This window comes from Streptomyces bicolor, from assembly GCF_000719285.1.
GTDB lineage: Bacteria > Actinomycetota > Actinomycetes > Streptomycetales > Streptomycetaceae > Streptomyces > Streptomyces bicolor.
Genome location: NZ_JOFS01000026.1, coordinates 16428 through 38286 on the forward strand (window position 1 = coordinate 16428; position 21859 = coordinate 38286).

General features: G+C 71.3%; 21 protein-coding genes. 13 read left to right on the plus strand and 8 right to left on the minus strand.

Features of this window, described 5'->3' with window-relative positions; translation table 11 throughout:
- Positions 1 to 16 precede the first annotated feature (16 nt).
- Complete coding sequence (locus IF78_RS0129415; RefSeq protein WP_031485888.1) at positions 17 to 253, plus strand: DUF6213 family protein; 237 nt, start codon at positions 17 to 19, stop codon at positions 251 to 253.
- Here the strand turns inward: IF78_RS0129415 and IF78_RS0129420 are convergent.
- Both IF78_RS0129420 and IF78_RS0129425 read right to left on the minus strand, forming a co-directional pair.
- On the minus strand, positions 243 to 863 hold the full coding sequence (locus tag IF78_RS0129420) for a transcriptional regulator (RefSeq protein ID WP_425314632.1): 621 nt from the start codon (positions 861 to 863) through the stop codon (positions 243 to 245). The genes IF78_RS0129415 and IF78_RS0129420 overlap by 11 nt on opposite strands.
- A 48-nt stretch (positions 864 to 911) precedes the next feature.
- The gene (locus tag IF78_RS0129425) at positions 912 to 2138 is read right to left on the minus strand and encodes an acyl-CoA dehydrogenase family protein (protein ID WP_031485890.1); all 1227 of its coding nucleotides are present in this window, start codon (positions 2136 to 2138) and stop codon (positions 912 to 914) included.
- Positions 2139 to 2308: 170 nt separating this feature from the next.
- Here IF78_RS0129425 and IF78_RS0129430 point away from each other — a divergent pair, with 170 nt between their 5' ends.
- Positions 2309 to 2953 (plus strand): TetR/AcrR family transcriptional regulator, encoded by a 645-nt coding sequence (locus tag IF78_RS0129430; RefSeq protein WP_031485892.1) that lies wholly within the window; start codon positions 2309 to 2311, stop codon positions 2951 to 2953.
- A 79-nt stretch (positions 2954 to 3032) separates the two neighbouring features.
- Here IF78_RS0129430 and def read toward each other — a convergent pair whose 3' ends face one another.
- Positions 3033 to 3587, minus strand: coding sequence for a peptide deformylase (def, locus tag IF78_RS0129435; RefSeq protein WP_031485894.1), 555 nt, complete (start codon positions 3585 to 3587; stop codon positions 3033 to 3035).
- A gap of 112 nt (positions 3588 to 3699) precedes the next feature.
- Between def and IF78_RS0129440 the strand changes: the two genes are divergently transcribed.
- The 7 genes from IF78_RS0129440 to IF78_RS47875 all read left to right on the plus strand — a co-directional run bounded on the left by IF78_RS0129440 (position 3700) and on the right by IF78_RS47875 (position 11706).
- Positions 3700 to 4938 carry a MurT ligase domain-containing protein gene (locus IF78_RS0129440; protein ID WP_031485896.1) on the plus strand — a complete coding sequence of 413 codons (1239 nt, stop codon included), beginning with the start codon at positions 3700 to 3702 and terminating at the stop codon, positions 4936 to 4938.
- A 24-nt stretch (positions 4939 to 4962) separates the two neighbouring features.
- Complete coding sequence (locus IF78_RS0129445; protein WP_031485897.1) at positions 4963 to 5694, plus strand: type 1 glutamine amidotransferase; 732 nt, start codon at positions 4963 to 4965, stop codon at positions 5692 to 5694.
- 215 nt (positions 5695 to 5909) lie between these two features.
- A complete protein-coding gene (locus IF78_RS0129450) occupies positions 5910 to 6935 on the plus strand; it encodes a 6-phosphofructokinase (protein WP_031485899.1) in 1026 nt (341 codons plus the stop codon).
- Between the two features lie 143 nt (positions 6936 to 7078).
- Positions 7079 to 8029, plus strand: coding sequence for a cytochrome c oxidase assembly protein (locus IF78_RS0129455; protein ID WP_031485901.1), 951 nt, complete (start codon positions 7079 to 7081; stop codon positions 8027 to 8029).
- Positions 8030 to 8210: 181 nt separating this feature from the next.
- Positions 8211 to 9518 carry a PASTA domain-containing protein gene (locus IF78_RS0129460; RefSeq protein ID WP_324617293.1) on the plus strand — a complete coding sequence of 436 codons (1308 nt, stop codon included), beginning with the start codon at positions 8211 to 8213 and terminating at the stop codon, positions 9516 to 9518.
- A gap of 40 nt (positions 9519 to 9558) precedes the next feature.
- Positions 9559 to 11523 carry a serine/threonine-protein kinase gene (locus IF78_RS0129465; protein ID WP_031485905.1) on the plus strand — a complete coding sequence of 655 codons (1965 nt, stop codon included), beginning with the start codon at positions 9559 to 9561 and terminating at the stop codon, positions 11521 to 11523.
- A gap of 45 nt (positions 11524 to 11568) precedes the next feature.
- On the plus strand, positions 11569 to 11706 hold the full coding sequence (locus tag IF78_RS47875) for a hypothetical protein (RefSeq protein WP_209439680.1): 138 nt from the start codon (positions 11569 to 11571) through the stop codon (positions 11704 to 11706).
- Positions 11707 to 11754: 48 nt separating this feature from the next.
- Here IF78_RS47875 and IF78_RS0129475 read toward each other — a convergent pair whose 3' ends face one another.
- The 4 genes from IF78_RS0129475 to IF78_RS0129490 are packed head-to-tail and all read right to left on the minus strand — an operon-like array spanning position 11755 to position 15901.
- Positions 11755 to 12972 carry a sensor histidine kinase gene (locus IF78_RS0129475; protein WP_031485909.1) on the minus strand — a complete coding sequence of 406 codons (1218 nt, stop codon included), beginning with the start codon at positions 12970 to 12972 and terminating at the stop codon, positions 11755 to 11757.
- 58 nt (positions 12973 to 13030) lie between these two features.
- Positions 13031 to 14743, minus strand: a complete 1713-nt coding sequence (locus IF78_RS0129480) for a sodium/solute symporter (protein ID WP_031485910.1) — start codon at positions 14741 to 14743, stop codon at positions 13031 to 13033.
- Between the two features lie 46 nt (positions 14744 to 14789).
- Positions 14790 to 15149, minus strand: a complete 360-nt coding sequence (locus tag IF78_RS0129485; protein WP_031485911.1) for a hypothetical protein — start codon at positions 15147 to 15149, stop codon at positions 14790 to 14792.
- A 2-nt stretch (positions 15150 to 15151) separates the two neighbouring features.
- Positions 15152 to 15901 (minus strand): LytR/AlgR family response regulator transcription factor, encoded by a 750-nt coding sequence (locus IF78_RS0129490; RefSeq protein WP_031485912.1) that lies wholly within the window; start codon positions 15899 to 15901, stop codon positions 15152 to 15154.
- Positions 15902 to 15978: 77 nt separating this feature from the next.
- Here IF78_RS0129490 and IF78_RS0129495 point away from each other — a divergent pair, with 77 nt between their 5' ends.
- The 3 genes from IF78_RS0129495 to rocD all read left to right on the plus strand — a co-directional run bounded on the left by IF78_RS0129495 (position 15979) and on the right by rocD (position 18646).
- Positions 15979 to 16464 (plus strand): Lrp/AsnC family transcriptional regulator, encoded by a 486-nt coding sequence (locus IF78_RS0129495; protein ID WP_031485913.1) that lies wholly within the window; start codon positions 15979 to 15981, stop codon positions 16462 to 16464.
- A gap of 155 nt (positions 16465 to 16619) precedes the next feature.
- On the plus strand, positions 16620 to 17429 hold the full coding sequence (ddaH, locus tag IF78_RS0129500) for a dimethylargininase (RefSeq protein ID WP_031485914.1): 810 nt from the start codon (positions 16620 to 16622) through the stop codon (positions 17427 to 17429).
- Complete coding sequence (gene rocD / locus IF78_RS0129505) at positions 17429 to 18646, plus strand: ornithine--oxo-acid transaminase (RefSeq protein ID WP_031485915.1); 1218 nt, start codon at positions 17429 to 17431, stop codon at positions 18644 to 18646. The genes ddaH and rocD overlap by 1 nt, the downstream gene beginning before the upstream one ends.
- Positions 18647 to 18800: 154 nt before the next feature.
- On the opposite strand, the gene IF78_RS0129510 is transcribed toward rocD, so the two are convergent.
- Complete coding sequence (locus IF78_RS0129510; RefSeq protein ID WP_031485916.1) at positions 18801 to 19220, minus strand: hypothetical protein; 420 nt, start codon at positions 19218 to 19220, stop codon at positions 18801 to 18803.
- 157 nt (positions 19221 to 19377) lie between these two features.
- On the opposite strand from IF78_RS0129510, the gene IF78_RS0129515 reads away from it, so the two are divergent.
- The gene (locus IF78_RS0129515; RefSeq protein ID WP_031485917.1) at positions 19378 to 21837 is read left to right on the plus strand and encodes a SpoIIE family protein phosphatase; all 2460 of its coding nucleotides are present in this window, start codon (positions 19378 to 19380) and stop codon (positions 21835 to 21837) included.
- The last annotated feature ends 22 nt before the right edge of the window (positions 21838 to 21859 follow it).

Sequence of the window (21859 nt, forward strand, 5' to 3'; positions counted from 1 at the left end):
GACTACGATCCCGAGTGTGAACCGCGAAGTTACTCTGCCGCTGATCGTCGACGACCGCGGGACCTTGCAGGTGGCTGCCGCCGATGTGAGCAAGCTGCTGCGTACCGTGGGTGCTCGGTGGCTGCACCTTGTCGAGGCCGGGGAGGATGGGCTCGACGAGGACACGGTGGCCGCGCTGACCATCGAGCTGGCGAAGCTCGCGGATCGCATTGATGTGGCGTGCATCGCGCACAGCAGCGGCACTACGCCCTAGGCACCGGTCCACGCAGCGTTGACCAGAACAGTTCCTCGTAGGACTGGAGCAAGTGGCCGTACCGGCGAGCTCGTTCCTCGTCGACCTGCCCGGCGTCCCGTCCCGCCCGGATGGCGGCCGTTGCCTTCCGGTCCAGGTCTGCGGACGGCTCAGCGAAGAAGTCGAAGAAGGCGCAGGCCTCGTCCGTGAAGCCGTAGTGGCGGCGCAGGGCCTCGGCGATCGTCGCGCAATAGCCGCCCCAGGTCGAGAAGTTGGCTGTCAGCGCGAGCACCGCTTCGGCCGGAGCCGCGTTCAGGGCGAGCCAGGCCACGTACGCCGGGTAGGCCTGACAGCCCGGGAGGGGCTGGTAGGCGGCCGCCGACGCCTTCGTCACTCCGCACGCCGCCGCGAACGCGCCCAGACGCTCCTCGGCCAGCGCCTCTCCCTCGGCCAGGAGGGTGAAGAAGGCGGCTGATTCGGGAGCGTCGGACGCGGCGCGTTGGGCCAGATGGAGGAATGCGCGGCGGTCGGCCGGAATCACCCACCTCTGTTCGAGGGCGAGGGCGGCGAGGGTGGTGGTGCGGTCGGCCTCGCCCCGGGCGATCAGCGATACGAGGGGATTGACCGTCATCGACGCCTCCATCAGCTCGGCAACGCGGCGCAGCAACCCCCACGGGGCCTACCGAATCGGCATACCCGACAACGTACGGGCGATCACCAGCCGCTGGATCTCACTCGTCCCCTCGAAGATCGTGTAGATGGCGCTGTCCCGGTGCATCCGCTCCACGGGGTACTCCCGCGTGTAGCCGTTGCCCCCAAGGATCTGTATCGCCTGGGCCGTGACCTTCTTCGCCGTCTCACTCGCGAACAGCTTCGACATCGACCCCTCGGCCGCGGTGAACGGCTTCCCGTTGATCGCCATCCAGGACGCCCGCCACACCAGCAGCCGCGCCGCATCGATCTGGGTCCGCATCTCCGCCAGCTGGAATGCCACCCCCTGGTTGTCGATGATCGGCCGTCCGAACTGCTCACGGGTCATCGCATAGTCGAGGGCGACCTCGTACGCGGCACGAGCGGTGCCGACGGCCATCGCACCGACGGCCGGCCGCGAAGCCTCGAACGTGGCCATCGCCGCGTTCTTCACCCGCTCGCCACCCGCCTTGGCCCGCTCACGGGCCCGCGCGAGGCGCTCGTCCAGCTTCTCCTTGCCGCCCAGCAGGCAGGAACCCGGCACCCGCACGTTGTCCAGGATGACCTCGGCGGTGTGCGAGGCACGGATGCCGTGCTTCTTGAACTTCTGCCCCTGGGACAAGCCCGGCGTGTTCGGCGGGACGATGAAGGACGCGTGGCCCTTGGAGCCCAGCTCCGGGTCGACGACCGCGACGACCACGTGGACGTTGGCGATACCGCCGTTGGTCGCCCAGGTCTTCGTGCCGTTGATCACCCACTCGTCCTTGGCCTCGTCGTACACGGCACGCGTACGCATCGAGGCCACGTCGGACCCGGCGTCGGGCTCGGAGGAGCAGAAGGCGGCGAGCTTGACGTCGTTGGCGTCGCCGTACATCTGAGGCACCCAGGTGCCGATCTGCTCCTCGGTGCCGTTGGCCAGAACACCGACCGCGGCGAGACCGGTGCCGACGATCGACAGGGCGATACCCGCGTCCCCCCAGAACAGCTCCTCCATCGCCATCGGGATGCCGAGACCGGTCTGGTCGAAGTACTGCTGGGCATAGAAGTCGAGCGAGTAGATGCCGACCTTCGCGGCCTCCTGGATGACCGGCCAGGGAGTCTCCTCACGCTCGTCCCATTCGGCGGCCGCGGGGCGGATCACGTCGGCGGCGAAGCCGTGCAGCCAGTCCCGCACCTCCTTCTGTTCGTCGTTGAGCTCCATGGTGAACTCGGCCATGTCCCCTCCAGCGGCGGTACGTGCGTGTTACTAGCGGTAACCCTAGTTTGTTACTCGCTGGTAGATAAAGTCAACTCCCGATGACTCATCGACAGCCCATTCGATGGAAAGGGCATGCAGAGTGTTAGTTTGCGCAGGCGTCACCGATTCAGCACGGGTGGGGAGAGCACATGGACACCACACAGCGGACCGATCAGCAGCGGTCCGCCGACCGCCGTCGGCGCGAGCTGCTGGAGGCCGCCGACAGGGTGGTGCTGCGCGACGGCCCACAGGCCTCGATGAACGCCATCGCCGCGGAGGCGGGTATCACGAAGCCGATTCTGTACCGGCACTTCGGCGACAAGGGCGGACTTTACGCGGCGTTGGCCAAGCGGCACACCGACGCCCTGCTGGATTCACTGAGGGCGGCGCTGGATGCCCCCGCGGACCGGCGGGAGCGCGTCGAGTCCACGTTGGACACCTACCTCGCCGCGATCGAGGCACGGCCTCAGGTGTACCGGTTCCTGATGCATCCGGCGGAGGGCGGCCAGGTGGGGGACCAGGGGTTCGACGTCGGTAAGCACTCCGCGCCGTTGCTCCGCAGGATGGGCGAGGAGTTGGCGACCGTCATCGAGGAGCGGCTGGATCTCGGGCCGGGGAGTCAGCAGCTGGCTCGGGTGTGGGGGCACGGGATAGTCGGGATGATGCACGCTGCCGGTGACTGGTGGCTGGGGGAACGGCCGTGCTCGCGGGCGGAGTTGGTGCGTAGTTTGGCCGACCTGTTGTGGGGGCGGTTGGCTGCCGCCGGGGACAAGATGGGCGGTCCGGGGTTCTGACGGTCGCTTTCCGTCTACCGGCCGGTGGGGGCTGGTCGCGCCCACGCGGCGGAGCCGCAGTCGATACAGCCCCGCGCCCCTAGATGGATGCCCCCGCCCGGCGCCAAGAGGCTCGGGCCACCTGTCGCATCAGGCGGCGGTGGCGCCAACCCGTCACGCGGTCCGCGTACACCGTGCCCTCCAAGTGATCGCACTCGTGCTGCAGGCACCTCGCGAAGAAACCCGTGCCGTGAATCGTCACCGGCTCCCCGGTCATCGTGAAACCCTCGACCACCGCATGGTCGTATCGCTCTGTCCCCGCCTCCAGCCCCGGCAGGGACAGGCACCCCTCCGGACCCCGGATCACCACCCCGTCCGTCTCCACCAGCCGTGGGTTCACCACATGGCCGAGGTGTCGTACGTCCTCGTCGTCGGGGCAGTCGTACACGAACACCCGCAGCGGCTCCCCCACCTGGTTCGCGGCGAGGCCGACACCCTGGGCCGCGTACATCGTGGCGAACAGGTCCTCCACCAGCGCCGCCAGTTCGGGGCCGAAGTCGGTTACCTCCCGGCACTGCTCGCGCAGCGCCGCGTCGCCGAGCAGGGTGAGAGGCCGGACGCGCCCGTTGGTGCCCGGAATGGTGCCGTTACGCATGGTCGCAAGGGTACGGCGATTCGGGAGTGCGAATGGATCTCGATAGGCTGACCACCACCACGTTGCCGACAGGCTTCAGACGCGGTGCGTACGCAAGGAGGATCGAGAACTGATGGCAGGCAACTCGGACCCGCTCACGCCGCGGGCCAAGCTCGCCGTGACCGCGGGCAAGGCGGTCGCGGCGGCATCGCGCGCCGCGGGGCGCGGCAGCGGTTCGGTGATCGGCGGCCGGGTGGCACTGAAACTCGACCCCGACCTCCTCGCGCGGCTCGCGCAGAACCTGGACGTGGTCCTCGTCTCGGCGACCAACGGCAAGACCACGACGACCCGGCTGATCGCGGAGGCCCTGCGGGCCGCCGGGCCGGTCGTCTCCAACGCCCTCGGTGCCAACATGCCCGCCGGTATCACCTCGGCGCTGGCCGGCGGCTCGGAGGCGCGGTACGGCGTCATCGAGGTCGACGAGAAGTACCTCGCGGGCGTCGCCCGGGACACCGACCCGAAGTGCATCGCGCTGCTCAACCTCTCCCGTGACCAGCTGGACCGCGCCGCCGAGACCCGGATGCTGGCCGAGAACTGGCGCGAGGGGCTCGCGGGGTCGAAGGCCGTGATCGTCGCCAACGCCGACGACCCGCTGGTCGTGTGGGCCGCTTCCTCGTCCCCGAATGTGATCTGGGTCGCCGCCGGGCAGATGTGGAAGGACGACGCCTGGTCCTGCCCGTCCTGCGGTGGCGTGATGCAGCGGCCGGGCGATGACTGGTTCTGCGGTGAGTGCGGCTTCCGGCGACCGACGCCGAGCTGGGCGCTGTCCGGGGATCATGTGCTCGACCCGCACGGCTCCGCCTGGCCCATTCATCTGCAGCTGCCCGGGCGCGCCAACAAGGCCAACGCGGCCTCCTCCGCTGCCGTGGCCGCCGTGTTCGGGGTGCCGCCGCAGGTCGCGCTGGAGCGGATGTACCAGGTGCAGGCCGTCGCCGGCCGGTACGACGTCGTGCAGTTCCAGGAGCGGGATCTGCGCCTGCTCCTCGCCAAGAACCCGGCCGGCTGGCTCGAGACCTTCTCCCTCATCGACCCGCCGCCGACCCCGGTGATCCTCTCCGTCAACGCGCGCGGCGCCGACGGCACCGACACCTCGTGGCTGTGGGACGTCGACTACACGCGGCTGTCCGGGCACCCGATCTGTGTCATCGGCGACCGCAAGCTCGACCTCGCGGTGCGCCTGGAGGTCGCGAACCAGCAGTTCCAGGTCTGCGAGAACCTCGACCAGGCCGTGCAGGCGTGCCCGCCGGGCCGCATCGAGGTCATCGCCAACTACACGGCGTTCCAGGACCTGCGCCGCCGCGTCGGCAACTGAGCCAAGAGACTTCAGGGGACTTAAGTGAGCGACAACCAACTGCGGGTCGTCTGGATCTACCCGGACCTGCTCAGCACCTACGGCGACCAGGGCAACGTCCTGGTCGTGGAGCGCCGGGCGCGGCAGCGCGGGCTCGACGTGGCCCGCCTCGACGTGCGCAGCGACCAGCCCATCCCGACCTCCGGCGACATCTACCTGATCGGCGGCGGCGAGGACCGTCCGCAGCGGCTGGCGGCCGAGCGGCTGCGCCGGGACGGCGGTCTGCACCGGGCCGTGGAGAACGGCGCCATCGTGTTCTCGGTGTGTGCCGGGTATCAGATCCTCGGCCACGAGTTCATCAACGACCTCGGTCAGCGCGAGCCCGGCCTCGGGCTGATCGACGTGGTGTCCGTACGGGGTGAGGGCGAGCGGTGCGTCGGTGACGTGCTCGCCGACATCGACCCGCGCCTCGGCCTGCCCCCGCTGACCGGCTTCGAGAACCACCAGGGCGTCACGCACCTCGGCCCCACCGCCCGCCCCTTCGCCCAGGTCCGCCTCGGCAACGGCAACGGCACGGGCGACGGCACGGAGGGGGCGTACAACGACACCGTCTTCGGTACGTACATGCACGGCCCGGTGCTGGCGCGCAACCCGCTGATCGCCGACCTGCTGCTGAAGCTGGCGCTCGACGTGAACGCGCTGCCGCCGACCGACGACCGCTGGTACGAGGCGCTGCGGGGCGAGCGCATCGCGGCCGCGCAGCAGCAGCCCGCGTGAACACCGGGGCGCGGCAGCCCGCCTGACGGTCCGTGCATCCGGCTGCCGGCCTGCCGTAACCAGCCCGTCTGACGGTGCGTCCGCACAGGTGAGCGGGGTCGTCCAGCAGGCGGACGCACGGTTCGGCCCCGCCCCCCGATGCCGCTAGGGTGGCGGGGATTCGAGCCGGACAGCGTGGTCCGGTCCCGGCCCACGTGGAGAAGGTTTTTCGGGCTATGCGCATTGGTGTCCTCACGTCCGGCGGCGACTGCCCCGGCCTGAACGCCGTCATCCGGTCCGTCGTGCACCGCGCAGTCGTCGACCACGGCGACGAGGTCATCGGCTTCCGGGACGGCTGGAAGGGCCTCCTTGAGTGCGACTACCTCAAGCTCGACCTCGACGCGGTGGGTGGCATCCTCGCCCGCGGCGGCACGATCCTCGGTTCCTCCCGGGTCCAGCCCTCCCATCTGCGGGACGGTGTGGAGCGGGCCAAGGGCCATGTCGAGGAGCTCGGCCTCGACGCGATCATCCCGATCGGCGGCGAGGGCACGCTGAAGGCGGCCCGGCTGATGTCGGACAGCGGCCTGCCCGTCGTGGGTGTGCCGAAGACCATCGACAACGACATCGCGGTCACGGATGTCACCTTCGGGTTCGACACCGCGGTGACGGTGGCGACCGAGGCGCTGGACCGGCTCAAGACCACCGCCGAGTCCCACCAGCGGGTGCTGGTGGTCGAGGTCATGGGGCGGCACACCGGCTGGATCGCGCTGCACTCCGGCATGGCGGCCGGCGCGCACGCCATCGTCGTACCGGAACGGCCCTTCGACATCGAGGAGTTGACCCGGGTCGTCGGGGAGCGGTTCGAGGCGGGCAAGCGCTTCGCGATCGTCGTGGCGGCGGAGGGCGCCAAGCCGCGGGCCGGGACCATGGAGTTCGACGAGGGCGGCAAGGACATCTACGGGCACGAGCGGTTCGCCGGGATCGCGCGGCAGCTGTCCATCGAGCTGGAGGAGCGGCTCGGCAAGGAGGCGCGGCCGGTGATTCTGGGGCATGTGCAGCGGGGTGGCACGCCTACCGCGTACGACCGGGTGCTGGCGACGCGGTTCGGGTGGCATGCGGTGGAGGCGGTGCACCGTGGGGAGTTCGGTCACATGACGGCGCTGCAGGGGACCGACATCGTGATGGTGCCGCTGGCTGAGGCCGTGGAGACGTTGAAGACGGTTCCGGCGGATCGGTACGACGAGGCGGAGTGCGTGCTGTAGGGGTCTCGCCGTAGGGGTTCTGTTTACAGCCCCGCATCCCTGAGGGGCGCGCTGCAGCTGCCCCCGGTCGAAAGCTCGGTCGGGGGCAGTTCTAGTCTGTGGGGGACAGACAGCGCACAACCCCACGAATCAGGAGCCGCCGGATGGATCACAGCGGGCACGGCATGATGATGGATCTGCCGCCGTTCACGCTGGGGCGGGGACTTCAGTGGTCGGCCGACCCGTTCTTTCTCGTCGCCTGCCTGGTGGGGATCGCGCTGTATGCGTGGGGCGTCGTGCGGCTGCGGCGGCGGGGGGATTCGTGGCCCGTGGGGCGGACGGTCTCGTACGTCATCGGGGTGCTGTCGGTGATGCTCGTGATGTGCACCGGGCTGAACGACTACGGGATGGTCATGTTCAGCGTGCACATGGTGCAGCACATGGTGATCAGCATGCTGTCGCCGATCCTCATCCTGCTCGGCGCCCCGGTCACGCTCGCCCTGCGTGCGCTGCCGCCGGCGGGACGTGGACGCAAGGGGCCGCGCGAGTTGCTGCTGGCTCTGCTGCACAGCCGGTACATGCGGATCATCACGCATCCGGCGTTCACCATCCCGCTGTTCATCGCCAGTCTCTACGCGCTGTACTTCACGCCGCTGTTCGACTTCCTGATGGGCTCCAAGCCGGGGCACATCGCGATGATGGTGCATTTCCTCGCCGTGGGCGTGATGTTCTTCTGGCCGATCATCGGCGTGGATCCCGGTCCGCATCGGCCGGGGTATCTCATGCGGATGCTGGAGCTGTTCGCGGGAATGCCGTTCCACGCGTTCTTCGGCATCGCGTTGATGATGGCGTCGGAGCCGATGGTCGAGACGTTCAAGAACCCGCCCGCCTCGCTCGGTATCGAGGCCCTCGCGGACCAGAACGCGGCCGGCGGTATCGCCTGGGCGTTCAGTGAGATTCCGTCCGTACTGGTGCTGATCGCACTGCTGTTCCAGTGGTATCGCTCGGAGCAGCGGCAGGCCCGGCGTTTGGACCGCGCCGCCGACCGGGACGGTGACAAGGAACTCGAGGCGTACAACGCCTATTTGGCCTCATTGAACGCACGCGGAAACTGACGAAACCGAAAGGCTTCGCCTTTCAGTAGCATGAAGCGCGTCGGGGGAACCGCCGGGGGGAGCGGTAATGGCGCTTCGTGTGTTCGTACGCAGGGTCGGGAAATCGGTGATTCGGAGGATCGCCGTCCTGTTGGTGTTCGTTCTGGCGCTCAGTGGATGCGATCGGGACACACCGTTGGTCATGGTGAAAGCCGTCGCCGCGGGGGTTCCCTCGCTCGCGCCCTTCTTCGACGAGGGCCAGGGGCTGGGGCGGGACCAGCAGGTCAGGGCGCAGACGGCGCACGGCGGACTGCAGCAGGGCGACACTCCTGGCCTGTACGGGGGATCCAAGCAGCCGACGGTCTGTGACGTCGTACGGCTCAAGGAGTTTCTCAGCGATCCCGCCAATGAGCGGAAGGCACAGGCATGGGCAGCCGCGCTCTCCGTCACCACGGCCGAGATTCCCGGCTTTCTCGACCGCCTCACTCCCGTTCTCCTGCGTCACGACACTCTCGTGAAGAATCACGACTACAAGAAGGGGAAGGCCGCCCCCTTCAACGCGTTGCTGCAGGCGGGAATCGCGATTCTCGTCGATGCGGACGGCCTTCCCGCCGTGAAGTGCTCGTGCGGAAATCCGCTGCGGCCCTTCGAGGGTGACACGACCGGGATAAAGGTCGAGTTCGACGACCGCAACGAGGAGTGGAAGGGATACGAGAAAACATCCGTGGTGGCCATACGGCCCGCGACACGGATATTGGAGCGGCTCGCGCTCGTCGACGTCGAGGAGCCGGAGCGGGGCATCAACCGTCCCGTCGGCACCACGGGCGAGAAGGACACGACGTTCGACACGCGCGAGCGGCGCGCGGTGCCCGACCTCGCCGGGGCGACGTTCGGTCAGGCCGGCCGGAAGCTGGCCGACAAGGGCCTGGCGGTCGCCTTCGAGGGCGGCGGGCTGCCGCCGGACGGCGCCCGGGTCACGGCGTCTGATCCGCCGGCCGGGACCGAGCTGCGGTTCGGGGAGTACGTGACGTTGAGCGTGGCCGGGGAGAGCTCCGGTGGCTCGGCAGGTGGAACGACATCCACTCCCCCGGGTTCGGGGACGACATCTCAGCCCACGAAGGATCCGTCGGGCTCCACGCCGTCATCGTCCTCGCCGTCCCCCTCGACCCCGCCGCCCTCCTCCTCCGGACCGGGCAGCTCCGGGCCCGGCAGTTCCGGGCCCAGCAGCCCTGGTCCCACCAACGGGCCCCCTTCCTCGGGTCCGTCGTCCTCCGCAGCGCCGCCCACCTCCGCTCCGCCCCCGTCGACCAAGGACCCCACCACCAGCTCACCGCCGCCCGTGACCAGCTCACCACCGCAGACCACCAGCTCGCCCCCGACCAGCGCCCCGGTCACCAGCAGCGCGCCGCCGCCCGAGACGAGCGCGCCGGTCACGACCGACCCGGCGACCGGTGTGCCGTCCACCGACGGGCCGTCCACCGATGGGCCCGCCTTCAGCACGACCGCCTAGCAACGACCGCAGCGCCCCCGCAGAACCCGGGAGTCACCGGATGCCTTCAGGATCATCGACGTCGGGAGTGGGCCGGGTCATCGCCGGCCGTTATCTGCTGCTGAACCGGCTCGGCAGCGGCGGTATGGGCCATGTCTGGCTCGCCGACGACCGCGAACTCGCCTGTGAGGTCGCGCTCAAGGAGATCGTGTTCCGGGACCCGGCCGAGGCCGACGAGCGTGAGGCCCGGGTGGCCCGCGCCCGCGCCGAGGCCCGGCACGCGGCGGGGCTGCGCGGGCATCCGCATGTGGTTACCGTGCACGACGTGCTGGAGCACGAGGGGCTGCCGTGGATCGTCATGGAGTACGTGGCAGGTGCCGTCAACCTGCGTGACCTGGTCGATCAGCGCGGGCCTCTGGCGCCCGCGGAGTGCGCCCGCATCGGGCTCGCCGTGCTCGACGCGCTGACCGCCGGGCACGAGCGGGGCGTCATGCACCGGGACGTGAAACCGGCGAACATCCTGCTGGCACCGGACCGCGCGGGGGCGCCGCACGGCCGCGTGCTGCTCACCGACTACGGCATCTCGGTGCAGCCGGACGCCGGGGAGACGCGGTACACGCTGGCCTCGGTGCTGGTGGGTACGGCGGGCTATCTGGCGCCGGAGCGGGTCACGGGCGGGGCGCCGACGCCGGCCACCGATCTGTTCTCGCTCGGCTGCACGCTGCACTACGGTGTCGAGGGCCGGGGGCCCTTCGAACGGGAGTCGCATCTGGCGGAGCTCACCGCGGTGGTCATGGAGGACCCACGGCCGGCCGCGCGGGCCGGTGCGCTGGGGCCCGTCGTGCGGGCGCTGCTGGAGAAGGATCCGGCGCGGCGGATGACCGCGGCTCAGGCGGAGGCGGCACTGTCGCGGATCGTCACGCCGGAGGCCGACGCGTACGCGCGGACCCAGACCGACCTCGGTTCGCAGCCGCACTGGGGTGGGGCGCCGCCACCCGGCCCCACACCCGACGCCGCGGCCCTCGGGCACCATCCCACGACCGATCGGCCCGACGCCGCCGGCTTCGGCCCTCCGCCCTGGGCGCATCCAGGCACCGCACAGGGATTCAGTCCTCCGTCCGGGCCGTACGTTCCAGACTCGAGCTCCGCGGCAGGGCGGCCCGGCGGATGGCAGGCTTTCGGTCCCGGGCCAGGTGAGCGGCGCCGCACCCGGCCGCGCATCCTGCACGCGGTCCTCGGCGGCCTCCTCGGGATGGCGCTCGCGGGGGCCGGTGTCTGGTACGCCATGGCCCAGCAGGGGGAGACCGGCGGGACGAAGCGGCCGTACGGCGACGCCGTCGGGCTCGGCGGTCCGCTGAAGAACGGTGACTGTGTGCTCGCCGACTGGCCCGGCGCGGCCGCGTTCCAGGGCACGCCCCGGCTGACGCTGGATCCCAGTTGCGGGCGGAAGGCACCCGACGGTCAGGTGATGGCGTTCGTCGCGGCCGCGTCCGCCGCCGAGGCGCGTGCGGAGGGGCCGGCGGCGTGCGAGGAGCGGACGCAGGAGATCCGCGGCCGGCTCGCGGACGTCCGCAGCTTCGCCGTCGTACCGACGCAGGCGGGGTTCGAGGCGGCCGGGCGGCGCACCGCCTGCCTGGTGCTGGGCGCGAACGGGCCGGTGTACGGGCCGCTCGGCGAGCATCGCAGGACCGGCGCGGCCTTCGCCGACACGGCGACCATGCAGCGGCGGGACTGTCTGGACGTCCGCTCCCGCCGGGAGGCCCGCCTGGCGTCCTGCGACGAGCCGCACGACGAGCAGGTGCTCGGCTTCACCCGATTGGGCGCCGACGTGACGCTGACCGAGGCACGCACCGAGTCGGACGCGGCGTGCGCCCGGGAGGTGCCGCCGCGCGACTACGGCTTCGACCCTTCCGTCTACGCGGCCGGTTCCTGGACGAGCGAGGGGGCTTGGAAGAGCGGCACACATTTTGTCGTGTGCACCGTCCGGAAGCAGAACGGGGGCACCATGGAGGGGGACGAACCTTAGGAGGGTGTCGCGATGCCCGGTTCTGCGGACGGTTCTACGAAAGCGATGGGGGTGATCACCGTCGGTGGCCTCGTCGTGGTGACGGCCTACACGGTGGCGCTCGGGAGCAATGGCTGGCTGTGGTTCGGGTGGGTGGTGCTGGGGCTGATCACGCTGGGGATGGTCGTCAGCCGCGGCACCTGAGCCGCAGAGCCTGTGTCGCGTCCCCGGCCGGGCGCGCGACGCAGGCTCTCACTCCCGGGTGAGCCGCCCGGCGGAGTGCACGCCCGGCTGGTACTTCGGCAGCCGGGCGGTGATCTTCATGCCCGCTCCCACGGCGGTCTCGATGACGAGGCCGTAGTCGTCGCCGTACACCTGACGGAGCCGGTCGTCGACGTTGGACAGCCCGATGCCGCCGGAGGGGCTGACCTCGCCGGCGAGGATGCGGCGCAGCAGGACCGGGTCCATGCCGGCGCCGTCGTCCTCGATCACGACGAGGGCCTCGGCGCCGGCGTCCTGTGCCGTGATGCTGATGTGGCTCTTGTCCGCGGCGGACCCCGCCTTGCCCTCCAGGCCGTGCTTGACGGCGTTCTCGACGAGCGGCTGCAGGCAGAGGAAGGGCAGGGCGACCGGGAGGACCTCGGGGGCGATCTGCAGGGTGACCGAGAGGCGGTCGCCGAAGCGGGCCCGGACCAGGGCCAAGTAGTGGTCGATGGCGTGGAGTTCGTCGGCGAGGGTGGTGAAGTCGCCGTGCCTGCGGAAGGAGTAGCGGGTGAAGTCGGCGAATTCCAGGAGCAGTTCGCGGGCGCGCTCGGGGTCGGTGCGGACGAAGGAGGCGATCACCGCGAGCGAGTTGAAGATGAAGTGCGGGGAGATCTGCGCCCGCAGCGCCTTGATCTCGGCCTCGATCAGGCGGGTGCGGGACTGGTCGAGGTCGGCCAGCTCCAGTTGCACGGAGACCCAGCGGGCCACTTCTCCGGCCGCCCGCACGAGCACCGCCGACTCACGGGGCGCGCAGGCGACGAGGGCGCCGTGGACCCGGTCGTCGACGGTGAGCGGGGCGACGACCGCCCAGCGCACCGGGCAGTCGGGGATCTCGCAGGCCAGCGGGAAGGCCTCGCCGCGGCCCGACTCCAGCGGTCCGGCGAGGAGTTGCATGATCTCCGTACGGTGATGGCCGCCGACCCCGTCCCAGACCAGGACGTCCTTCTGGTCGGTCAGGCACAGCGCGTCGGTGCCGAGGAGTGAGCGCAGTCTGCGTGCCGACTTGCGGGCGGTCTCCTCGGTGAGGCCCGCTCGCAGCGGGGGTGCGGCGAGGGAGGCGGTGTGCAGGGTCTCGAAGGTGGCGTGCTCGACGGGCGTGCCGAGGCCGCCGAGGCTCTGGGGGCGGGTGGTGCGCCGGCCGAGCCAGAATCCGGCGGCGAGCAGCGGGAGGATGGCCACGCACAGGCCCGCGATGAATCCGCTCATGCCGTCACCGCCTCGCGCCGTCCGGCGATGAGATGCCCGATGCCGACGCTGAGATGCCTCATGCCTTCACCTCCGCCCGCAGTTCCTCCGGCAGATGGAAGCGCGCCAGGATCGCCGCCGTCCCGGGCGGCACCCGTCCCGGGGTGGCCAGGGACACCAGCACCATGGTGAGGAAGCCCAGCGGCACCGACCAGAGCGCGGGCCAGGCCAGCAGCGCGTGCAGCGCCCCGGAGCCGGGGAAGCCGGCCATGGTCGCCGCGACGGCGAGCAGCGCGGAGCCGCCGCCCACCAGCATCCCGGCGGCCGCGCCGGGCGGGGTCAGCCGCCGCCACCAGATGCCGAGGACGAGCAGCGGGCAGAAGGAGGACGCCGACACGGCGAAGGCGAGGCCCACCGCGTCGGCGACCGGGAGCCCGCCGACCAGGACGCTCGCGGCGAGCGGGACGGCCATGGCGAGGACGGTGCCGAGCCGGAAGTGCCGTACGCCGCGCGACGGGAGGACGTCCTGGGTGAGGACGCCGGCGACGGCCATGGTCAGGCCCGACGCCGTGGACAGGAACGCGGCGAAGGCGCCCCCGGCGACCAGCGCGCCGAGCAGGTCGCCGCCGAGGCCGCCGATCATGCGCTCGGGGAGCAGGAGTACGGCCGCGTCCGCGTGGCCGGTGAGGGTGAGTTCGGGGGCGTAGAGGCGGCCGAGGGCGCCGTAGACCGGCGGCAGCAGGTAGAAGGCGCCGATCAGGCCGAGCACGGCGACGGTGGTGCGGCGGGCGGCGACGCCGTGCGGGCTGGTGTAGAAGCGGACGACGACGTGCGGCAGGCCCATGGTGCCGAGGAAGGTGGCGAGGATCAGTCCGTACGTGGCGTACAGCGGGCGTTCGCCGCGGCTCTCGGCCTGCGACGGCGACAGGCTGCCGCCCGCCCGGTGGTCGGGTTCGGGGACCTCGGCGCCCTGGGCGAAGGTGAGGCGGGTGCCGCCCTCGATGCGGTGCGTGCCCGCCGGGAGCCGGAGCTCCTTCTCGTCGTGGCCGCGGCCGTCGATCGTGCCGCTCACCGTGACGGTCAGCGGCCGGTCGAGCTTCAGGTCGAGGGTGTCGTCGACGCGGACGACGCTGTGTTCGCGGAAGGTGGCCGGTTCGTCGAAGGCGCGGCGGGGGGCGCCGTCGCCCTGCCAGGCGAGGACCAGGAAGAGGGCGGGGACGAGCAGGGCGGTGAGTTTGAGCCAGTACTGGAAGGCCTGCACGAAGGTGATGCTGCGCATGCCGCCGGCGGCGACGATGGCGACCACGACGACCGCGACGATGACTCCGCCCAGCGAGTCGGGCGCCCCCGTCAGCACGGTCAGCGTCAGCCCGGCGCCCTGGAGCTGGGGCAGCAGATACAGCCAGCCGGTGCCGACGACGAAGGCGCCCGCGAGTCGCCGTACGGCCTGGGAGGAGAGGCGGGCCTCGGCGAAGTCGGGGAGGGTGTAGGCGCCGGAGCGGCGCAGTGGGGCGGCGACGAACAGCAGCAGGACGAGGTATCCGGCGGTGTAGCCGACCGGGTACCAGAGCATGTCCGGGCCCTGGACGAGAACCAGGCCGGCGATGCCGAGGAAGGAGGCGGCGGAGAGGTACTCGCCGCTGATCGCGGCCGCGTTGAGGCGGGGGCCGACGGTGCGGGAGGCGACGTAGAAGTCGGAGGTGGTGCGGGAGATGCGCAGGCCGAAGGCGCCGACGAGGACGGTGGCCAGGACGACGAGGGCGACGGCGGGGACGGCGTAGCTGGAGTTCACGGCCGTATCGGTTCCTCGTCTCGGTTTCCGGGCTCTGTTTCTCGGCTCAGCGGTCTTCGACGAGGCGTACGAAGTCCCGTTCGTTGCGCTCGGCGCGGCGCACGAACCAGCGGGCCAGCAGGACCAGCGGGGCGTAGAGGCCGAAGCCCAGGACCGCCCATTCGAGGTGGCGGGCGTCCGGCATCGCGGCGAAGAGCAGGGGCAGGGGGCCGACGAGCAGGCCGAGGACGGCGAACACCGCGAGGGCGGCGCGCAGTTGGGTGCGCATCAGCGACCGTACGTAGGTGTGGCCCAGTGTCGTCTGCTCGTCGATCTCGGTGCGCGGGCGGTAGTAGCCGGAGACCCGGCGGGTCCGCCGGGGCGGCCCGGTGACGACGACGCGGCGGTCGGCGGGGTTCTGGGGCATGGTCACGGCCTCCTCATGAGCAGGTCCCGCAGCTCGCGCGCGTGCCGGCGGCTGACCTGGAGCTCCTCGGTGCCGACCATGACGCTGACGGTGCCCGCGTCCAGGCGGAGTTCGCCGATGTGGCGCAGGGCGACGAGATGGCGGCGGTGGATGCGGACGAAGCCGCGGGAGCGCCAGCGCTCCTCCAGGGTCGACAGGGGGATGCGGACGAGGTGGCTGCCCTTGTCGGTGTGCAGACGGGCGTAGTCGCCCTGGGCCTCGACGTGGGTGATGTCGTCGACGGAGACGAAGCGGGTCACCCCGCCGAGCTCGACCGGGATGTGGTCGGGGTCGGGCTCGCTCACGGGTATTCGGGGGGCGGCGCCCCTGAGCTCGACGGCGCGGCGGACGGCCTCCGCCAGGCGTTCCTTGCGCACCGGCTTGAGGACGTAGTCGACGGCCTTGAGGTCGAAGGCCTGGACGGCGAAGTCCTCGTGGGCGGTGACGAAGACGACGAGCGGCGGGCTGGCGAAGCCGGTGAGCAGCCGGGCCAGGTCGAGGCCGTCCAGGCCGGGCATATGGATGTCGAGGAAGACGACGTCGATCGCCTCGGGCCCGCCCGGCCCCGACTCCAGGGCGCGGTTGATCCGGCGCAGCGCCTCGGTCGCGTCGCCGGCGCCCTCCGCGGTGCCGATACGGGGATCGGCGTTGAGGAGGTAGAGGAGCTCCTCCAGCGAGGGGCGTTCGTCGTCGACAGCCAGGGCACGCAGCATGAACCCGGAGTGTAGGAGCAATTCGTACGCCTGCACACGTGCCCATGTGTGACGTTCCCGCTGGATACAGTGCCGCCATGGAGAGCAGGCCCACGCCGTTCGACGAGCTCGACCGGAAGATCATCACCGCGCTGATGGCGAACTCCCGGACGAGCTTCGCCGAGATCGGCGCGGCCGTCGGGCTGTCCTCGACGGCGGTCAAGCGGCGCGTGGACCGGCTGCGGGAGACGGGCGTGATCACCGGGTTCACGGCCACGGTCAAGCCGTCGGCGCTGGGCTGGCGCACGGAGGCGTACGTCGAGGTGTACTGCGAGGGCGCGGCCCCGCCACGGCGGCTCGCGGAGGTGGTCCGCAACCATCCGGAGATCACCGCGGCCATGACGGTGACCGGGGGCGCGGACGCGCTGTTGCATGTGCGGGCGCGGGACGTGGAGCACTTCGAGGAAGTGCTGGAGCGGATCCGTGTCGAGCCGTTCATCAGGAAGACGATCAGTGTGATGGTGCTGTCCCATCTGCTGCCGGAGAGCCCCGAGGCGGGCGCGACTCAGCCCGCGCCGGAGTAAACCCCGGAGCGCGCAGCAACGCTGCGTCCCTGCGGAAAATTTCGCAGCATTCCTGCGCGGACACGCAATATTTCTTCCTTGTCGCTCCTGTTCGGCGCTTCCTACCTTTGTGTCAACCCTCAGTCGACACTCGCAGGAAGCGGAGGAAACCCTCTGTGACCGACACCCGTGTGCCGCGCCGGCGGCGGTATCTCGTCTGCGAACCCAGACACTTCGCCGTGCAGTACGCGATCAACCCCTGGATGCACCCCGACGCCCCCGTCGACGTCGACCTGGCCCGCGAGCAGTGGCAGACACTGATCCGCGCCTACCGGGACCACGGCCACACGGTCGACGCGGTCGAGCCCGCCCCGGGCCTGCCCGACATGGTCTTCGCGGCGAACTCGGCGGTCGTCGTGGACGGCCGTGTCTTCGGCTCCCTCTTCCACGCGCCGGAGCGGCGCCCCGAGTCCACGCACTACGACACCTGGTTCAAGACGGCGGGCTACGACGTGTACCGCCCCGAGTCCGTGTGCGAGGGCGAGGGCGACCTGGTCTGGACGGGCCGGTATGTCCTGGCCGGCACCGGGTTCCGCACCACCCGCGAGGCGCATCGCGAGGTGCAGGAGTTCTTCGGCCATCCGGTGATCAGCCTGACGCTGACCGACCCGCGCTTCTACCACCTGGACACGGCGCTGTTCGTGCTCGACGACGACAACGTCGCGTACTACCCGGAGGCGTTCTCGCCGGGCAGCCGCGAGGTGCTCGCCCGGCTGTACCCGGACGCGGTGCTGGCGACCCGTGACGACGCGCTGGCGTTCGGGCTGAACTCCGTGTCCGACGGACGCAACGTCTTCATCGCACCGCAGGCCGAGGCCCTCGCCTCCGCCCTCGCCGACCGCGGCTATGTCCCCGTCCCCGTCGACCTGTCGGAATTCCGCAAGGCCGGCGGCGGCATCAAGTGCTGCACGCAGGAGATCCGCTGATGACCGCTCCCGTCACCACCCGCTCGTCCGCCGACCTGATCCGCGCCGAGGAGCCGGTCGTCGCGCACAACTACCACCCGCTGCCCGTGGTCGTCGCCCGTGCCGAGGGCACCTGGGTGGAGGACGTGGAGGGCCGCCGGTACCTCGACATGCTGGCCGGTTACTCGGCGCTGAACTTCGGCCACCGCCACCCGGCGCTGATCGAGGCGGCGCACCGCCAGCTGGACCGCCTGACCCTGACCTCCCGCGCGTTCCACAACGACCGCCTCGCCGAGTTCGCCGAGCGGCTGGCGGCGCTGACGGGCCTGGACATGGTGCTGCCGATGAACACGGGCGCCGAGGCCGTGGAGTCCGGCATCAAGGTGGCCCGCAAGTGGGCGTACGAGGTGAAGGGCGTCCCGGCGGACAAGGCGACGATCGTGGTCGCCGCGGAGAACTTCCACGGCCGTACGACGACGATCGTGTCGTTCTCCACGGACGAGACGGCACGGCAGGGCTTCGGCCCCTTCACTCCTGGCTTCCGGATCGTGCCGTACAACGACCTGGCCGCGCTGGAGGCGGCGGTCGACGAGACGACCGCGGCGGTGCTGCTGGAGCCGATCCAGGGCGAGGCGGGCGTCGTCATCCCCGACAACGGCTATCTCGCCGGGGTGCGCGAGCTGACCCGCCGCAAGGGCTGCCTGTTCATCGCGGACGAGATCCAGTCGGGGCTCGGCCGCACGGGCCGTACGCTCGCCGTGGAGCACGAGGGTGTCGTCCCGGACATGCTGCTCCTCGGCAAGGCCCTGGGCGGCGGCATCGTCCCGGTGTCGGCGGTGGTGGCCCGCCGCGATGTCCTCGGCGTCCTGCGGCCGGGCGAGCACGGGTCGACCTTCGGCGGCAACCCGCTGTCCGCGGCGGTCGGCACCGCGGTGGTCGAGCTCCTGGAGACGGGCGAGTTCCAGCGCCGCGCCGCCGAGCTGGGCGTGGTCCTGCGAGGCGGTCTGTCGGCCCTGCTCGGGAAGGGCGTCGTCGGCTTCCGCGCGCGGGGCCTGTGGGCGGGCGTCGACATCGACCCGGAGGTCGGCACGGGCCGCGAGATCGGCGAACGCCTGCTTCGCGAGGGAGTCCTGGTCAAGGACACGCACGGCTCCACCATCCGCCTGGCCCCGCCGCTGACGATCACGTCGGAGGAGCTGGAGGCTGCGCTGGAGGCGCTGCAGAAGGTCCTGGCGTAACCCGCCCCACCCGGCGGCCCGGCTTCCGAACCATCGGGGCCGGGCTGCCGGCGGTCCCGGCCGATTGGCCTGGCGTGCCTGGCCCGCCGGTCCTGCCTGGCCCCTGGCCGCAGCCCGCCCCGAGGTTCGCGGGACACCCAGGTCCGCGACACACCTAGGTCATGGTCAACAGGTGGTCCGTCGGTCCGTAGCTGATCTTCCAGTCGGCGCAGACCGCGACCGTGCCGTCCTGCTGACACCGCAGGCCCACCGTCACCCAGCGGACCGATCCGTCGCCCGTGAGCGAGAACGCCACGGCGACTTCGAACTCGTCGCATCCGCACGGGCACTCGGCCACACACGGCTCGGCCTCCTCCCAGTACTCCGCGCTGTCCGCGATGAACGCCCGCCCGCCGCACGCGCCGCAGTCACGCCGTACACCGCCCTCGACCTCGTCGAAGTGAACGAAGAAGGTACGCCCACCGCAGTCACCGCACGCGGACGCGGAGATCCTCACCGGACGGTCGTCGACCTCGCGCAGCAGCGCCGCGAGGTCCGCCGGGACACCGTCCCCCACCTGATCATCAGCATGCACGCGACACATGGTCGCAGTCGTCCCGAACAAACAGCCGACCGCCTTGTCCGTCCTGCTCCGCACCCCGCCCGGCTCCCACAAAGAGGCGGCGTTGCCCGGAAGGGTGAAGATGGGGACAAGAGGTGGTAGACCGCTCTCAGCGACAGAGAGGTCGGCCGTGGGCACACACGAGGAGCAGGGCGTTGCCGGGCAGGGGTTCGACGTGGCGGACGCCGCGCCTTTGCTGCTCGACGCGCAGGGCCTGGTGACGGGGTGGACCAGGGACGCCCAGCGGCTGCTGGCGTACGCGGCCTCCGAGGCGGTCGGCCGGCACGTCGGCGAGCTGTTCAGCGCCGAGGACGCCGGCCGGGTCCCGGAGCTGATCGAACGGTGCCGGGCCGAGGGCGGCTGGGCGGGGCTGCTCACGGCGCTGCACAGGGACGGCGCGCCCATCAGGCTGATGGTGCGGATCACGCCGGCCCTCGACACGCAGGGCCCCTCGCGCTGGCTCGTGCTCCTGTCCGACCTCGGCGACGCACACGGCTGGGACATGAGCCGCGACACCCTGCAGCAGATGGTCTCCCGCTCCCCCGTCGGCATAGCGATCGTCGACACCGAGCTGCGCTACGTCTGGTCGAATCCGGCCCTCGCCCAGTTCGGCGGCGGCCTGCCGCCCCACCGGCTCGGCATGCGGCTGGCGGACATCCAGCCCGGCCTGGACTCCCAGTCCATCGAGGCCCAGATGCGCCACGTCCTGACGACCGGCGAACCGATCGTCGGCTACGAGCACGTCGGCCACGCCCGCTCCGCCCCCCTGCGCGAGACCGCGCACATGATGTCGTTCACCCGGCTCGACGACGGCCACGGCCACCCCACCGGCGTGTACTACACGGTCGAGGACATCTCCGAACGGCACCGCGCCCGGCAGCGCCTGGCCCTGCTCGACCGGGCCGGCGAGCGCATCGGCCGCACGCTCGACATCACGCGCACCGCGCAGGAGCTGGCGGACGTGGCCGTACCGGGGCTGGCCGACCTCGTCACCGTGGACCTGTTGGAGTCGGTGCTACGGGGTGGCGAGCCCGCGCCCGGACCGCTGAGCGACACCGAACCGGTGCCGCTGCGCCGGGCGGGATACCGGTCGGTCAACGGGAGCGTGCCGGTGACCGTCGTCGACATCGGCGAGGTGGTCGCCTATCCGGCGCAGTCGCCTCCGATCCGCTGTCTGAGGACGGGCAAGTCCTGGCGCGAGGCGAAACTCGATCCGCTCGGCGAGGCATGGGCCAAGCACGCGCGTGGCGGGCAGGCCGCCATCTTCCTGGAACTGGGCCTGCACAGCGTGATGATCGTGCCGATCCGCGCACGGGGCGTCACCCTGGGCGTCACCACCTTCTTCCGGCGCCACCGCCAGGAGGCGTTCGAGGAGGACGACCTGAACCTTGCCGAGGACCTCGTCTCGCGCGCCGCCGTCTGTGTCGACAACGCCCGGCGTTACACCCGCGAGCGCGACGCCGCCCTGGTCCTGCAGCGCAGCCTGCTGCCGCACCGGCTGCCCGAGCAGGACGCGGTGGCGGTGGCCGCCTGCTACCGGCCGGCCGACGAGCTGACCGGCCTCGGCGGGGACTGGTACGACGTCATCCCGCTGTCGGGCGCCCGTGTCGCCCTGGTGGTGGGCGAGGTGCCCGGGCACGGCATCGGCGCCGCGGCGGCGATGGGGCGGCTGCGGACCGCCGTACGGACGCTCGCCGCGCTGGATCTGCCGCCCGACGAGGTGCTGGCCCATCTGGACGACCTGGTCGCGCGGTCGGCACGCGAGGAGGGCGTCGAAACGGACGGGGAGGAGGCCGCCGAGGCCCAGAACGTGGGGGCCGGGTGCGTGTACGTCGTCTACGACCCGGTCGACGGGACGTGCACCATGGCGGCCGCGGGCCATCCGGCGCCCGCGGTGATCATGCCCGACGGCACCGTCACCTTCGTCGACCTGCCGCAGGGCCCGCCGCTCGGTGTCGGCGGTCCCCCCTTCGAGTCGGTGGAGCTGGCCCTGGCGGCGGGCAGCACGCTCGCCCTGCACACCGACGGGCTGCTGGCCGGCGGGGAGACCTGGGCCGTGGACGCCGACCGGGTCCGGCTGCGGCGGGCGCTGGAGCAGGCCGCGGCCTCGCTGGACGTGCAGTGCCGGACCGTGGTCGACGCGCTGGTCCCGGACCGGCCGTACGACGACGTGGCCCTGCTGATGGCCCGCACCCGGCTCCTCGGCACCGAGCAGGTGGCCGACTGGGACCTCCCCGCCGACCCGGCCGCGGTCGCTGACGCCCGCAAGACGGCCGCCCGGCAGCTGACGGAGTGGGGTCTGGAGGAACTGGCCTTCACGACGGAACTGGTCGTGAGCGAGCTGGTCACCAACGCCATCCGGTACGCCGCCGGGCCCATCCGACTGCGTCTGATCCGGGAGCGCGCGCTGTTCTGCGAGGTCTACGACGGCGGTGCCACCGCCCCGCACCTGCGCCATCCGCGGACCACGGACGAGGGCGGGCGCGGGCTGCTGTTGGTCTCCCAGTTCACCCAGCAGTGGGGCACCCGCTTCGTGCCCGAGGGGAAGATCATCTGGGCCGAGCAGTCCCTGACGGATCCACCGCCCTGACCTGCCGAACCGGACCAGATGT